Genomic DNA, 12,754 nt, shown 5'->3' with positions numbered 1-12,754 from the left:
CCCCTGAAAAGGGGGAGGAGCCGCATCGAGTGTGCCCTCGATCTCGCCCAATTCACCGGAGGGATTCTTCCCCCTCATCAGCGGGACTTCGATCCGGCCGAAGGCAAAACCACGCCGGTGGCGTGGTTTTAGATGAGAAGGCCATGAGGGCTACGCCCGAATGGCGGTGGGGGTACCCCATCAAAGACTCTTCCGGCCGCTTGTCTCAAAAAACTTATCCCCGTCCACCGAAAGTCCCGCATACTCCATCCCATCTTCACAACAGAGCTAGTCATGACGAGTGACGAGCGTGGAGACTGCCGGGAATGGGAGGTCGCTCCTGTTGCGTGCGGGGAAATCGGGCGCGCTGGTCTGCGATAATGGCCAGCACGATCCCAACCCACGACAAATCCCGACTTGGTGGCGAGGCAACTGCCTCACTTCCTACTACCCTACCCCGAGGCAGTCGCCTCGCCACCATCGCTCACCTCGTGAGCTCATCGGACGACACAAAATCCGCGTGCAGGCGGCGCCTCCGCACGTCATTTGCGACCGTATCGTGAATTTGCCATGCATCCCGCGCATAAAGCGGTTGACGCATCGGCGGTGGCGCCTGTCCTCAAATCAGATCATCTTCAGCGTGTTGCTCAACAGCCTGAATGGAGTGCGACGATGTTTGTCCGTGCCGTCTGGCGTATCAAGCGCCTCGTAGATATCAAGCAGACCCTGAAGGAAATGGACGTTCCTTCGACGCGTGATGCCTATCTGCTGGGGCTTACGGGCCCCGACTTTTCCAAGATGACCCGGTCTTTGTTCGACCGCTAAGGCTTTCAACTTGCCGACTTCTGCAGGGCCGCCGGATCGCCATCCAGCGGCCTTTGCTTTGCCGCAAGCCTTAACCGAACATGAACCGTGACGGCAAAAGCCCTGCGCCAGACGCATGACCCATTTGACCAATATCCCACTGCTCATCTGGCGAGCACTGCTCTAAATATAGTGTTGTAAACGAAAAGGAGAATTCAAATGGACATCCGCAAGACTTTCAAGAAGTGGGCAGCGTACCAGCAGACCGTTCGTGAGCTCGCCGCTCTCGACAATCGTCAGCTCAACGACCTGGGCATTTCGCGCACCGACATCAATCGCATTGCCCGCGATCATGCTGCTGGTCTTTAAGTTCTGCTCGACTGGACTTACAGACACAACATTTCGAACAGCCGCTTCTCTCTGAGATGCGGCTGTTTTGGTTTGATGCTCATTGAAGTCAGAATGCCAACCTGCCTATAAGTTCGTCATAACTGACCATAACTGCCCTGCAAAACGCGGGACTTTCCCGCAGGCGCCGATACCAATTCTCGACACCCGGCATGGCTGGCCGGTCGATCTCCATGCTGAACCAGCGATAGAGCAATACGCCCGCTGCGATATCAGCATAACTCAGCCGATCTCCCGCCAGATAATCCCGCTCTGCAAGGTTGGCATCGAGGATGCGTAGTGCGGCCACTGTTTTCGCATGCGCCGCGGCTATGGCCTCAAGATCATGCTGATCCTCGGGCGTCCGCACCAGTAGCCAGAACAGCGAGATCCAGGCGGGCTGGAACGTCGCCGCCGTCCAATCGGTCCATTGGTCAGCGATAGCCCGCTGTCGCGGATCGGAAGGCCAGAGGCCGTCAGCGCCGTAAGCCGCGGCCACATAACGCAAGATCGCGTGGCTTTCCCACAGCGTCAACTCACCATCCTGCAACACCGGCACCAGCCCATTCGGGTTCATCGCCCGAAAGTCGGGAGTATCAAGTCCGCCGTGTGCACCACCTACCAGGCGATGCTCATAGCTCACACCCAGTTCCCAAAGCGACCATAGCGTCTTTTGCACATTGGCAGAGCTCGCCCGCCCCCACAGCCTCAGTCCAGGACCCATCAATTATCCCCCCATAGTGCTGCGCATGCTAATGTTGGGGCTCGCAATCGCAAGTGCCGGTTGCGCCCCTTCGGTCCTCTTGCTATCTGCCAGCCATGTCCACATCAGAACCCATTCATATTATCGGCGGCGGTCTCGCCGGCTCCGAGGCCGCATGGCAGGCAGCGGAAGCTGGCTGTCAGGTCATCATCCACGAAATGCGCGGCGTGCGCGGCACCGATGCGCATAGCACCGACAGCTTTGCCGAGCTGGTCTGCTCCAACAGCTTCCGCTCCGACGACCACGAACAGAACGCCGTCGGCCTGCTGCACGAGGAAATGCGCCGTCGTGGCTCGATCATCATGCGCGCAGCCGATCTGCACAAGCTGCCGGCGGGTGGCGCACTCGCGGTCGACCGGCACGGCTTTTCGGCCGAGGTCACCCGCGCCATTCACAACCACGCCAATATAACCGTGCTGCGCGAGGAGATCGCCGGCTGGCCGCCCGAGGACTGGAAAAATGTCATCATCGCCAGCGGGCCGCTGACCTCCCCTGCCCTTGCCGAAGCGATCATGGCCAAGACCGGCGAAGACGCGCTGGCGTTTTTCGACGCCATCGCACCCATCGTCCACAAGGACAGCATCGATATGGATGTGGTGTGGGCTCAGTCGCGATACGACAAGGCCGGCCCTGGCGGCACCGGCGCCGACTATCTCAACTGTCCGATGGACAGGGACCAGTATTTTGCATTCGTCGAAGCGCTGAAGACCGCGCCACTGCACGAATTCAAGGATTGGGAGAATGTGCCATATTTCGACGGCTGCCTGCCCATCGAAGTGATGGCCGAGCGCGGCGTCGAGACCCTGCGCCATGGCCCGATGAAGCCGGTTGGCTTGACCAATCCGCGCAATCCCACCGTCAAATGCTACGCCATCGTCCAACTTAGGCAGGACAATGCGCTCGGCACATTGTGGAACATGGTCGGCTTCCAGACCAAGATGCGCTATGGCATCCAGTCCGATATTTTCCGCATGATCCCGGGCCTTGAGAACGCGCAGTTTGCGCGGCTCGGCGGCTTGCATCGCAATACGTTCCTCAATTCGCCCAAGCTGCTGGGGCCCGACCTCAAGCTCAAGGCCGATCCGCGCATTCGCTTCGCGGGCCAGGTTACCGGCGTCGAAGGATACGTCGAAAGCGCCGCCTGTGGCCTGATTACCGGACGCCTGGCAGCGGCCGACGCGCGCGGCGAGAGCATAGCTACGCCTCCGATCACCACGGCACTCGGCGCGCTGGTAGCCCATATCACCGGCGGCCATATAGAAGCCGAAGGTTATAGCGGCGCGCGCAGCTTCCAGCCGATGAATGTCAATTTCGGCCTGTTCCCCGAAGTCACCGTGGTCAGGCCGGAAGGCGCCGGCCGCTGGCGCGGCAACGACAAAACCATCGCCAAGCGCCGTGCGATCACCTCGCGCGCACTGGTGGATTTGGAAGCCTGGGGCTGACGCGCCTCACCTCTCCCTTCGGGGGAGAGGTCGACCCTCTTGGGTCGGGTGAGGTGGCCTTTACTGGGTGCAATGTGCCTTGAAGGCCCCCTGACCCGTCGCTGCGCGCCGACCTCTCCCCCAAAGGGAGAGGTAAGAAAGCCTGCTAGCGCCCCCGACTTATCCCCCACCACATCAGCCGTGTTATTTTCCGCCAGTCCGCTTCGTCGCTGACGGGAGCGAACGGGCTGGTGCGACGGTTGAGGCTGTTGAGCTGTGGTTCGAGGATGGCGATGGTGGCAAAAGCCGGTTTGAGCTTGGCAGGCAGCGCGGCAATGGCGCTTTCAGCCTTCTTGAGGTGTTCTGCCGCAATCTCGGCAAGTTGCCCCAGCGCTTCATGCAAACCTTCACTGTCCGTGCGGGCGAAAATCTCGCCCTCGCGTACGCCGTTGGCCTCGAAAATCGACCACGGCAGCATGATGCGGCCCAGCGACGACACGTAGCTGAATGCGCGCAGATGCCCGATCATCGCATGCGCCACGCCAAGATGCCCTGCCGCGTCACCGGTTTCGACGATCTCACCATCATTAAGGATCATCGCGGCCAGCTGGTATAGCGTCGATACCGTCTCGCCGGCATAGCCTTCGAAGCTTTTGAGGTCCGGCATGGCGTCGTCATAAAGATCGAAGCGCCGCGCTCCGATCAGCCGTAGCAACGTACCGGCCGGGATATTGTAGCGGCTGATGGTATCGAGCAGCGCATCGGCGACGGGGTTCAGGCGCACCTCGCCATGCCCCTCGCCCTCAAGCGCATCGCTCCACCACTGCAGGCGGATTTCGCCCGGCGCCGGGTCGGACACTCGCTCGCGGATCGAGGCGACGTCGGCGTTGAAGGCATAAAGCGCGGTGACCGCATCGCGGTACCCGCCGGTCAGCACCAGCGTCGAGAGATAGCGATCGCGGTCACCCAGGCGCAGGGCGTCTGCCGCATGGGCAAAACTGGCTTGGTCCATGTCAGCGAACCTTGTCGACTGCGATCAGTGCGGCAGCGACGGCCCGTTCCTCGGCCAGCAGCACGTTGTAGGTCCGGATGGCGCTGCCAGTATTGACCGCTTCGACAATCACCCCACGCTCACGCAGCGCCTCTCGCAATTGGCGAGGGATCGCCGCGATATCGGGGCCGATGCCGATCAGAAGCACGTCGATATCATCGGCGGCGGCAAACACCGGCGCCAGCGACTCAAGCGTGATCTCCGACGGCGTCGTTACGGGCCAGGCCAGCATGCCGCTCGGCAGGCAAAGCAGCGATCCCCTATGCGAAACGCCGGCAAAGCGGAAACCGCCATTGCCATAGGCGTCGATGCCTGCCTGCGTCGGGTACTGCTTGACCTGGCTCACCGAAGGCCTCCGCCTAGACCGAAGCGCCGTCAACCGTCTTGGCGACCGCCTTGTCGTCCTCGACCTTTTGCTTGAGGCCGAAGTTGATCAGGATCGGACCGTTGACGATGATCGACGAGTACATGCCGACGAGGCAACCGAACGTCATGGCAATGGTAAAGCTGCGGATCACTTCGCCACCGAAGATCACCAGCGGGATCAGCGCCAGGAACACGGTGAACTGAGTGATCGTGGTGCGCACGATAGTCTGGTTGATCGACAGATCGATCAACTCCGGCAGCGGCATCTTGCGATGCTTGCGCAGATTTTCTCGAACGCGATCCGACACCACCACGGTTTCGTTCAGCGACAGGCCCACGAGAGTCAGCACTGCAGCGATGGAGGTCAGGTTGAACTCCAGCCCGGTGAGCGAATAGAGACCTATGGTCATGATGACGTCATGCGTCGTCGTGGTCACCGCGGCCAAGGCGAATTGCCACTCGAAGCGGAACCAGATGTAGATCAGGATGGCGATCAGCGAGATGATGACGGCGATGCCGCCCTTCCAGGCGAGCTCGCCCGAAACGGTACCACTGACGGCCTCCGTGCTGCGCACGGTGTAGCTCTCGGTCGCCAAAGCATCGCGGACCTTGGAAACTGCAACCTGGTCAGCGTCCTGCCCGCCCTCTTGCGCCTGGATGCGGACCAGCACGTCTTCCGGCGTGCCGAAGCCTTGCACCTGGACTTCGCCAAGGTTCAGGCCATCGAGCAGTTCACGCACCGCACCAGCATCGGCCGGGCCACCTTGATGCTGGATGACAATGGCAGTGCCGCCGACAAAGTCGATACCAAGGTTGAAGCCCTTGAAATAGGCCGAACCGAGCGACAGCACGCTGGCGATGATCGAGAAGGCGATCACGTAGCGCGAGATTTTCATGAAGGGAATCTTGGTCCCATCAGGAATAAAGCGGAAGTGCTGGATCTTGAGCACTTTTGGCCGCACGCGGCGGAACCAGGCCTGCACCTGATACGAGGTGACCCAGTAGGAGGTGAACAGCGAGGTCAGGATGCCGAGGCCGAGCGTCACGGCAAAGCCTTGAACCGGGCCGGAGCCCAGGAAATACAGCACGATTGCCACGATGAGCTGGGTCAGGTGCGAATCGATAATGGTGCCCCAAGCCCGTTCGAAGCCGGCATTGATGGCCTGGATCGGCGATTTACCCGATCGCTGCTCCTCTCGCATTCGCTCATAGATCAGCACGTTGGCATCAACCGCCAGGCCGATGGTCAGCACGATACCGGCAATACCCGGCAAGGTCAGCGTGGCGCCCAGCATGGAGAGCGCGGCAAATATCAGGACGATATTCAGGATCAACGAGACGTTGGCGAAAACGCCCCACAGCCCGTAGGCGGCGATCATGAAGCCGATGACGAGCACTGCGGCGATGACGCCGGCGGTGATGCCGTGCTGGATCGAATCGGCGCCGAGGCTGGCATCGACGGTGCGCTCTTCGATGACGTCGAGCGAAGCCGGCAAGGCACCGGCGCGCAACAGCACGGCAAGGTCGTTGGCGGTCGATGTGGTGAAACTGCCGCTAATCTGGCCCGAGCCGCCGGTGATTGGCTGCTGGATGACCGGCGCGGTGATGACGGTGTTGTCGAGCACGATCGCGAAGCGCTGGCCGACATTCTTGCCGGTGATCTGGCCGAAGGCGATGGCGCCGCGGGTGTCGAACTTGAAGCTCACAACGGGCATGGCGCGCTGCTGGTCATAGCTTGGCTGCGCATCGACCAAAGACTCTCCACCGAGGGCGATGTCTTCATAGAGCAATTCGCTGCCGCCATCCTGGCTGGGCAGCACCATGGTGCCGGCCGGCAGGCCCTGGGCCTCGGCCTGGCTGGCGGTCAGCCCGGGGTAGACCATGTGGAAGGTCAGGCGGGCGGTACGTGAAATAATGTCCTTGAGGCGCTGGCTGTCGCCAAAACCCGGAACCTGGACCAGCACGCGATTGGTGCCCTGGCGCTGGATCGACGGCTCGGTAGTGCCCAGTTCGTCAACGCGCTTGCGGATGACTTCGATGGACTGCGCTACCAGCGACGACATGCGCTCGCTGACGCCCTCTTCGGTCAGGGTGACGGTCAGCTTGCCGTCGGGCGAATCGCCAAAGGCCAATTCGTTAGTGCCGCCAACGGCAAGCATCGAATTGCTGATGGTGTTCTGCAACGCCTGGATAGCCGTGCGGGCGGCTTCCTTCTGCGTAGGATCGGTCAGCTCGATCGATAGCGTCTTGGTCGCTTCGTCGGTCGTGATCAGGTTGCCGATGCCGTTCTGGTTGGCCAGCGTGTTGCGAACGTCGCGGCGCAAGGCCTGCAGGCGCTCCGTAACGATGCCGTCTTCGTTGACCTGCAGCAGCAGATGCGAGCCGCCCTGAAGGTCGAGGCCGAGCACCACTGTCTGCCGGGGCAGGAAACTGGGCCAGGCGTCGCGCACATCCTGCGGCAGGAAGCTTGGGACGGCAAAGAGCACACCCAGAATGGCGACAAGGGCGATGACGGCGGTACGGATCGGCGAAGACTGCATGGAAGGTAAGTCCTGAAAGCAGAAAGCCGGCGCCCTCAGGCGCCGGCGGCAGTCGGAGTGCTGCGGTTAGGCAGGCTTGTTGTCGTTGACCGGCTCGCCCTTGGAGCGAACGTCGGCCACCATGCCGCGAACCAGCTTGACCTTGACGCCCGTGGCGATCTCGACTTCGAGATCTTCACCGTCAACGGCCTTGGTCACCTTGCCGACGATGCCGCCGGTGGTCACGACGGTATCGCCGCGCTTGATCGACGACAGCATTGCCTGCTGGGTTTTCAGGCGCTTCTGCTGCGGGCGGAAGATCAGGAACCAGAAAATCACCACCAGCAAAAGGATTGGCATCAGCTGGATGAAGATGTCGGACATGCCACCTCCTGCGGGGGCGGCTGCACCGGCTGCCTGGGCATAAGCGGGCGTTACGAACATGAGGCGAGATTCCTATCGTTTCTTGTTGTGGCTGTGGAGGTAACGGCGCCAGGACCCAGCATCGACGTTGCGACGCTACTGGACGCATAAGGGGCTCGTTGCACTTGCACCCCGCACAAAATCGGCCGGACTATACAATTGCACCCCAGCGATTGCAAAGGCATTCAGGGGGCCGCAAATTGCCGCGCCGCGCATAGGAAACCAGACCTTGAAGAGCAAACAATACCTCGCTGACATCGCCACCTCGCTGAGCGAGATTGCCCGTTCACTTAAGGCTTTGACGCCGCAGGATTCGGGCACGGAGACTGTGCTCGGATCGGCGGACGCTTACCATTGGGATGGCGATGCCGGTGTATTGATCGCCGTGCCTCAGGTCAGCCGGGTGCCATTGGCCATGCTGAAGGGCATCGATTCCGTGCAGGACATCCTGCTGCGCAACACCGAGCAGTTCGCCCGCGGCCATGGCGCCAACAATGCACTGCTATGGGGTGCTCGCGGCATGGGCAAGAGTTCGCTGGTCAAGGCCATCCACGGCGACGTCGCTGTTCGGTCCGGTGAAGGGTTTCAGCGGCTGGTGCTGATCGAGATTGCGCGCGAGGATCTGGATACCCTCCCGGCCCTGATGCGGCGAATCGGCGGCGAGACATCACGCTTTATCGTGTTCTGCGACGATCTCAGCTTTGACAATGGCGAGACCAGCTACAAGTCGCTCAAAACCATTCTCGATGGTGGCCTCGAAGGCCGCCCTGAGAATGTGTTGTTCTACGCCACGTCCAACCGTCGCCACCTGATGCCGCGGGACATGATCGAGAACGAGCGCTCGACAGCGATCAATCCGGGTGAAGCCGTGGAAGAGAAAGTGTCGCTGTCGGACCGCTTCGGGCTGTGGCTCGGCTTCCACAATTGCGACCAGCCGACATTCCTGATCATGGTGCGGACCTATGCCGATCATTATGGGCTCGATATCGACGACGAGACACTGAAGGCCCGGGCCATCGAGTGGTCGGCCACGCGCGGCGCCCGTTCGGGCCGTGTCGCCATTCAGCTGGTGCGGACGCTGGCTGGCGAGATGGGCAAGCCGGTCTAGAAACGAAAAGGGCCCCCACCTTCGCGGGAGCCCTTGCTTCGTATTATGTCAGATCAGCCCGCCAGCAGCGGCACGGGATCAACCGGTGTCGCGCCCTTGCGGAGCTCGAAATGGAGTTGTGGCTTGGTCACCGAGCCGGTCATGCCGGCGGCGCCGATCGCATCACCGCGGCTGACGACAGCGCCCTTGGCGACGCTCATCGACTGCAGGTGCGCATAGGCGGAGACGTAGCCGTTCGGGTGGCGGATCAGCACGAGGTTGCCATAACCTTCGACTCCCGAGCCGACATAGATCACCGTGCCATTCTCGGCGGCCTTGACGGTCGAGCCTTCCGGCACTTCGATATTGATGCCAGTTCCCTTGGACGAAGCGAAATCGACCAGAACGCGGCCGCTGGCTGGCCAACGGAACTTGTCATTGCCCGACATTGCGGGCTCGGCGGCGGGAACGCTTGCCACCTGGGCCGGCGCTGCCTGGACCGGAGCAACGAGAGGCGCCGAAGCCGGCGTTGTACCCAGCACAGGCTTCGCTGCCTGCAAGGCATTGGGTGCCGCCTGCGGCAGGGTCTGCTGTGGTGCCGGCGCAGCCATTGGCGAGGCGCTGGCAACCTGGATAGCAGCGGGCGCCTTGGTGGCGAGCAGGTCGGCGCGGCCTGGAATGATCACCTTCTGGCCGACCACGATCTTGTCGGGGGAGGACAGTCCATTGGCCTGCACGAGCGCCTGGGTGGTCACTTCATAGCGGCGGGCGATGGTGTAAAGCGACTCGCCGCTGGCAATGGTGTGGGTGAAGCTGTTGGTCGTCGCACCGGAAGAAGCCGGGGTCACCGCAGCAAGCGATGGCACCGAGCTATTGGCAGGCAGGCTGCCGAGAACGGCGGGAGATGGCATAGGAGAGGCTGAAGCGAACGAGGGCTGGGCTTGCATGGCGGTCAGGTTCCCCTGGGAAGACTGGTTACTCAGTACAGGAAGGTCTTGGGACTGGACCGGCGCCATTGGCGCGGCAAAGCCAGTCTGGGAAGGCTGGTTCCAGGCCTGCTGGGATTGCGCTGGTTGGCTGTTCCAGCCGCCGCCCACATTGGCCGGTGGGACGAACTGGTTTTCGGCAACCATAGCCTGAGGACCACCGAGGCTGGAGGGCATCGGCTGGTTAAAACTATTGGGGGAGTTTGCAGGCACGGCGCTGGTGGTCGTCGGGTCGCCGAAGGTACGGCCACCGAGACTGGAACACCCAGACAGTGCAACGGCAGCAATCACCAGAGTGGTCATCGCAACGGCACCTTTGGGCGCCCGGCGGGATACGCGGATACTCATCAGCTTACTCGTACGCAGGTACTCAACACGAGTTTGAATCTAGGCCGGTAAGGTAAAGACGAGTTTAAGGCCGATGCGATTTGAGCAAATTCGTGGCGGGGTGATTCCGGATTGGGTAAGGTTAAGAGACCGGCCCTGTGGCTGCCATCACCCCACCCTCATTCCCTCCCCATTCAGGGGAGGGAGGCGCAAGCTCGAATGTCAGTGTTCATCGTCTCCCTCCTCCCTTTGTGGGGAGGGATTAAGGGTGGGGTGGCTTGGCCCCGATGCGGTGAGTTGCCTACCGAGCCTCAAGCTTCAGCGTGCCCTTGAGCCGTTCCACCACGTCCATATCAGTCTGCTGCAGACGCATCGGCGTTACGGTCACGAACCCATCCCTGCGCATCACTTCGAAATCGGCTTGCCGATCGAGCGGCAGCGGGGTCTCCGGGATAGCGATGAAGAATTTTCCAGCGTTGTCACTGGGATAATAACGAAACGGCGAGCGCGAGAAGCGCTGGTGCGGCACCACGGCGATGCCTTTGGTGGCGTCCGGGTCGCAGAACGGGAAATTGACGTTGTAATAGTGATCGCGGCCCTGGGCGGACGCAATGATCGAGCGCGCAACGGCGGCGCCGTGCCGTACCGAGTTGGACCAATTCACCTCGCGGCCATGCTCGTAATTGATGCCCTGGCTCATGGCGATGCCGATGGCACCCTGCAGAGCCCCTTCCCGCGCGCCGGCAGCTGTGCCGGAGGCATTGATGATGTCGCCCAGATTCTGACCGGCATTGACGCCGGACAGCACGACGTCGGCGGGCTTGTCGCCGAGCAGATGTGTCATACCGGCGACGACGCAGTCGGCGGGCGAGCCGCCAACCACAGCGAAAGTCCGCTCATCGAGCTTGTCGAAATGCAGTTCGCGGCCAAGGGTGAAGCGGTGCCCTGCACCGGACTGGTTGCTATCCGGCGCCACGATCCAGACATCGCCGCTCAAGGCGCGCGCAATGTCGGCCATGATGGCAATGCCCGGCGCATCCACACCATCGTCATTGGTGATGAGGATGCGCAGGCCTGCCATCACTTGCCGCCGATCGAGGTCAGGCCGCCCATGTAGGGCTGCAGCACGGCGGGAATGGCGATCGAGCCGTCTTCCCGCTGGTAATTTTCCATGACCGCGATCAGGCAGCGGCCAACCGCGGTGCCGGAACCGTTAAGCGTATGGACAAAGCGCGGCGCCTGCTTTTCGCCCGATGGACGATAGCGGGCATCCATGCGGCGGGCCTGGAAATCGCCGCACACCGACACCGACGAGATTTCGCGATAGGTGTCTTGGCCCGGCAACCAGACTTCGAGGTCATAGGTGCGCCTGGCGCCAAAGCCGATATCGCCGGTGCAGAGATCCATGACGCGGTAGTGGAGGCCAAGCTTCTGCAGCACGGTCTCGGCGCAACCCAGCATGCGCTCATGCTCGTCCACCGAAGTTTCCGGCGTGGTGATCGACACCATTTCCACTTTGTTGAACTGATGCTGGCGCAGCATACCGCGCGTATCACGACCCGCCGAGCCGGCTTCAGCGCGGAAGCATGGGGTAAGAGCGGTGTAGCGAAGGGGCAGTTCTGGCTCGTCGACGATGGATTCGCGAACGAGGTTGGTCAAAGGGACTTCAGCCGTAGGTATAAGCCAACGGCGATTGTCCACCCGGCTTGACGCAACGACCTCGGCGGAGCCGACCGAGTCGATTCCTGCGAACACCGAGCGCAGGTCCGCCGCCACCTCGAATTGGTCGTCCTCAAATTTCGGCAGCTGAGCCGTACCGATCATCGCAGCGTTGTTCACGATGAGTGGAGGCTGCACTTCAGTGTAACCATGCTCAGTCGTATGCAGGTCTAGCATAAACTGGCCTAGAGCACGCTCTAGCCGCGCCACCGACCCTTTCAGAACCACAAAGCGACTGCCCGAAAGCTTGGCGGCTTTTTCGAAGTCCATCTCACCCATGGCTTCGCCGATTTCGTAATGCTCCTTGGGAGCGAACGAGAAAACGGGCTTGCGCGCGCGGACTTTGGCGGCGGTTTCGGCAGTGCCGTTGCGACCGAAATATTCGACGTTGCCGGATTCGTCGGTGCCATCGGGCACGTCGTCGAACACCAGGTTGGGGATGACCGACAATGCATCGCGCAGTTCGGCCTCGACCGCGCGCTCTTCGACTTCACCCTGAGGAATGGATTCCTTGAGGCCGGCGACTTCGGCCATCAGCTCGGCGGCCTTGGCTTCGTCTTTCTGGGCCTTGGCCTGGCCGATTTGCTTGGAAAGCGCGTTGCGCTTTTCCTGGGCGTCGTTCAGCTTGGCGATGATTTCGCGGCGCCGGTCATCGATGGCGAGCAGATCGGCGGAGCGGACCGAAACTCCCTTACGCCGCGAAACGGCGGCATCGAAGGCTTCGGCGTTGGCTCTGATCCACTTGATATCGAACATCGGTTGCTACGGGACGCCGCCCGCCTCTGATTGGTGATGCGCAGGTTGAAGCTTGTCTAAGGTCGATGGGGAAACCCTGCAATCCCCAAACCACCGGGTCATTCCGGCTAAGGCCGGAACCCATCCAGAGATATTTCCAGGCTAACAGCACGTCGATCCATCTCAG

General features: G+C 61.5%; 12 protein-coding genes. 4 read left to right on the top strand and 8 right to left on the bottom strand.

The window, feature by feature from the left end; genetic code table 11:
• The first annotated feature begins 651 nt into the window (after positions 1-651).
• Complete coding sequence (locus WH91_RS24695) at positions 652-804, top strand: hypothetical protein (RefSeq protein WP_158409571.1); 153 nt, start codon at positions 652-654, stop codon at positions 802-804.
• Positions 805-1,002: 198 nt separating this feature from the next.
• The gene (locus WH91_RS23535; protein ID WP_074797262.1) at positions 1,003-1,152 is read left to right on the top strand and encodes a DUF1127 domain-containing protein; all 150 of its coding nucleotides are present in this window, start codon (positions 1,003-1,005) and stop codon (positions 1,150-1,152) included.
• Positions 1,153-1,240: 88 nt separating this feature from the next.
• Here WH91_RS23535 and WH91_RS13920 read toward each other — a convergent pair whose 3' ends face one another.
• On the bottom strand, positions 1,241-1,894 hold the full coding sequence (locus WH91_RS13920) for a glutathione S-transferase family protein (protein WP_046171614.1): 654 nt from the start codon (positions 1,892-1,894) through the stop codon (positions 1,241-1,243).
• Positions 1,895-1,989: 95 nt separating this feature from the next.
• On the opposite strand from WH91_RS13920, the gene trmFO reads away from it, so the two are divergent.
• The gene (trmFO, locus tag WH91_RS13915; protein WP_046171613.1) at positions 1,990-3,375 is read left to right on the top strand and encodes a methylenetetrahydrofolate--tRNA-(uracil(54)-C(5))-methyltransferase (FADH(2)-oxidizing) TrmFO; all 1,386 of its coding nucleotides are present in this window, start codon (positions 1,990-1,992) and stop codon (positions 3,373-3,375) included.
• Between the two features lie 145 nt (positions 3,376-3,520).
• Here trmFO and WH91_RS13910 read toward each other — a convergent pair whose 3' ends face one another.
• From WH91_RS13910 to yajC, 4 genes are all read right to left on the bottom strand, one after another.
• Positions 3,521-4,366: a phytoene/squalene synthase family protein gene (locus WH91_RS13910; RefSeq protein WP_046171612.1), complete on the bottom strand. Its 846-nt coding sequence runs from the start codon at positions 4,364-4,366 to the stop codon at positions 3,521-3,523.
• Between the two features lies 1 nt (position 4,367).
• Positions 4,368-4,751, bottom strand: coding sequence for an Mth938-like domain-containing protein (locus tag WH91_RS13905; protein WP_046171611.1), 384 nt, complete (start codon positions 4,749-4,751; stop codon positions 4,368-4,370).
• Positions 4,752-4,764: 13 nt separating this feature from the next.
• Positions 4,765-7,311 (bottom strand): protein translocase subunit SecD, encoded by a 2,547-nt coding sequence (secD, locus tag WH91_RS13900; RefSeq protein ID WP_046171610.1) that lies wholly within the window; start codon positions 7,309-7,311, stop codon positions 4,765-4,767.
• 66 nt (positions 7,312-7,377) lie between these two features.
• The gene (yajC, locus tag WH91_RS13895; RefSeq protein ID WP_046171609.1) at positions 7,378-7,734 is read right to left on the bottom strand and encodes a preprotein translocase subunit YajC; all 357 of its coding nucleotides are present in this window, start codon (positions 7,732-7,734) and stop codon (positions 7,378-7,380) included.
• A 208-nt stretch (positions 7,735-7,942) separates the two neighbouring features.
• On the opposite strand from yajC, the gene WH91_RS13890 reads away from it, so the two are divergent.
• Positions 7,943-8,821 (top strand): ATP-binding protein, encoded by an 879-nt coding sequence (locus WH91_RS13890; RefSeq protein WP_046171608.1) that lies wholly within the window; start codon positions 7,943-7,945, stop codon positions 8,819-8,821.
• A gap of 53 nt (positions 8,822-8,874) precedes the next feature.
• Here the strand turns inward: WH91_RS13890 and WH91_RS13885 are convergent, their stop codons facing one another.
• The 3 genes from WH91_RS13885 to serS form a co-directional block, all read right to left on the bottom strand.
• Positions 8,875-10,134: a M23 family metallopeptidase gene (locus WH91_RS13885; protein WP_082102176.1), complete on the bottom strand. Its 1,260-nt coding sequence runs from the start codon at positions 10,132-10,134 to the stop codon at positions 8,875-8,877.
• 280 nt (positions 10,135-10,414) lie between these two features.
• The gene (gene surE / locus WH91_RS13880; RefSeq protein ID WP_052952846.1) at positions 10,415-11,194 is read right to left on the bottom strand and encodes a 5'/3'-nucleotidase SurE; all 780 of its coding nucleotides are present in this window, start codon (positions 11,192-11,194) and stop codon (positions 10,415-10,417) included.
• Complete coding sequence (gene serS / locus WH91_RS13875) at positions 11,194-12,588, bottom strand: serine--tRNA ligase (protein WP_046171607.1); 1,395 nt, start codon at positions 12,586-12,588, stop codon at positions 11,194-11,196. The genes surE and serS overlap by 1 nt, the downstream gene beginning before the upstream one ends.
• Positions 12,589-12,754: the final 166 nt, after the last annotated feature.

Source organism: Devosia psychrophila (assembly GCF_000971275.1).
Lineage (GTDB): Bacteria > Pseudomonadota > Alphaproteobacteria > Rhizobiales > Devosiaceae > Devosia > Devosia psychrophila.
Note: the sequence above shows the minus strand (reverse complement) of the source record. Positions and strands in the feature narration are given on the sequence as shown.

Excerpts from the sequence above, each read along its gene's own strand:
- surE (WP_052952846.1), bottom strand. The coding sequence starts at position 11,194 with ATGGCAGGCCTGCGCATCCTCATCACCAATGACGATGGTGTGGATGCG.
- WH91_RS13910 (WP_046171612.1), bottom strand. The coding sequence starts at position 4,366 with ATGGACCAAGCCAGTTTTGCCCATGCGGCAGACGCCCTGCGCCTGGGT.
- serS (WP_046171607.1), bottom strand. The coding sequence starts at position 12,588 with ATGTTCGATATCAAGTGGATCAGAGCCAACGCCGAAGCCTTCGATGCC.
- WH91_RS23535 (WP_074797262.1), top strand. The coding sequence starts at position 1,003 with ATGGACATCCGCAAGACTTTCAAGAAGTGGGCAGCGTACCAGCAGACC.
- trmFO (WP_046171613.1), top strand. The coding sequence starts at position 1,990 with ATGTCCACATCAGAACCCATTCATATTATCGGCGGCGGTCTCGCCGGC.
- WH91_RS24695 (WP_158409571.1), top strand. The coding sequence starts at position 652 with ATGTTTGTCCGTGCCGTCTGGCGTATCAAGCGCCTCGTAGATATCAAG.
- secD (WP_046171610.1), bottom strand. The coding sequence starts at position 7,311 with ATGCAGTCTTCGCCGATCCGTACCGCCGTCATCGCCCTTGTCGCCATT.
- WH91_RS13885 (WP_082102176.1), bottom strand. The coding sequence starts at position 10,134 with ATGAGTATCCGCGTATCCCGCCGGGCGCCCAAAGGTGCCGTTGCGATG.
- yajC (WP_046171609.1), bottom strand. The coding sequence starts at position 7,734 with ATGTTCGTAACGCCCGCTTATGCCCAGGCAGCCGGTGCAGCCGCCCCC.
- WH91_RS13920 (WP_046171614.1), bottom strand. The coding sequence starts at position 1,894 with ATGGGTCCTGGACTGAGGCTGTGGGGGCGGGCGAGCTCTGCCAATGTG.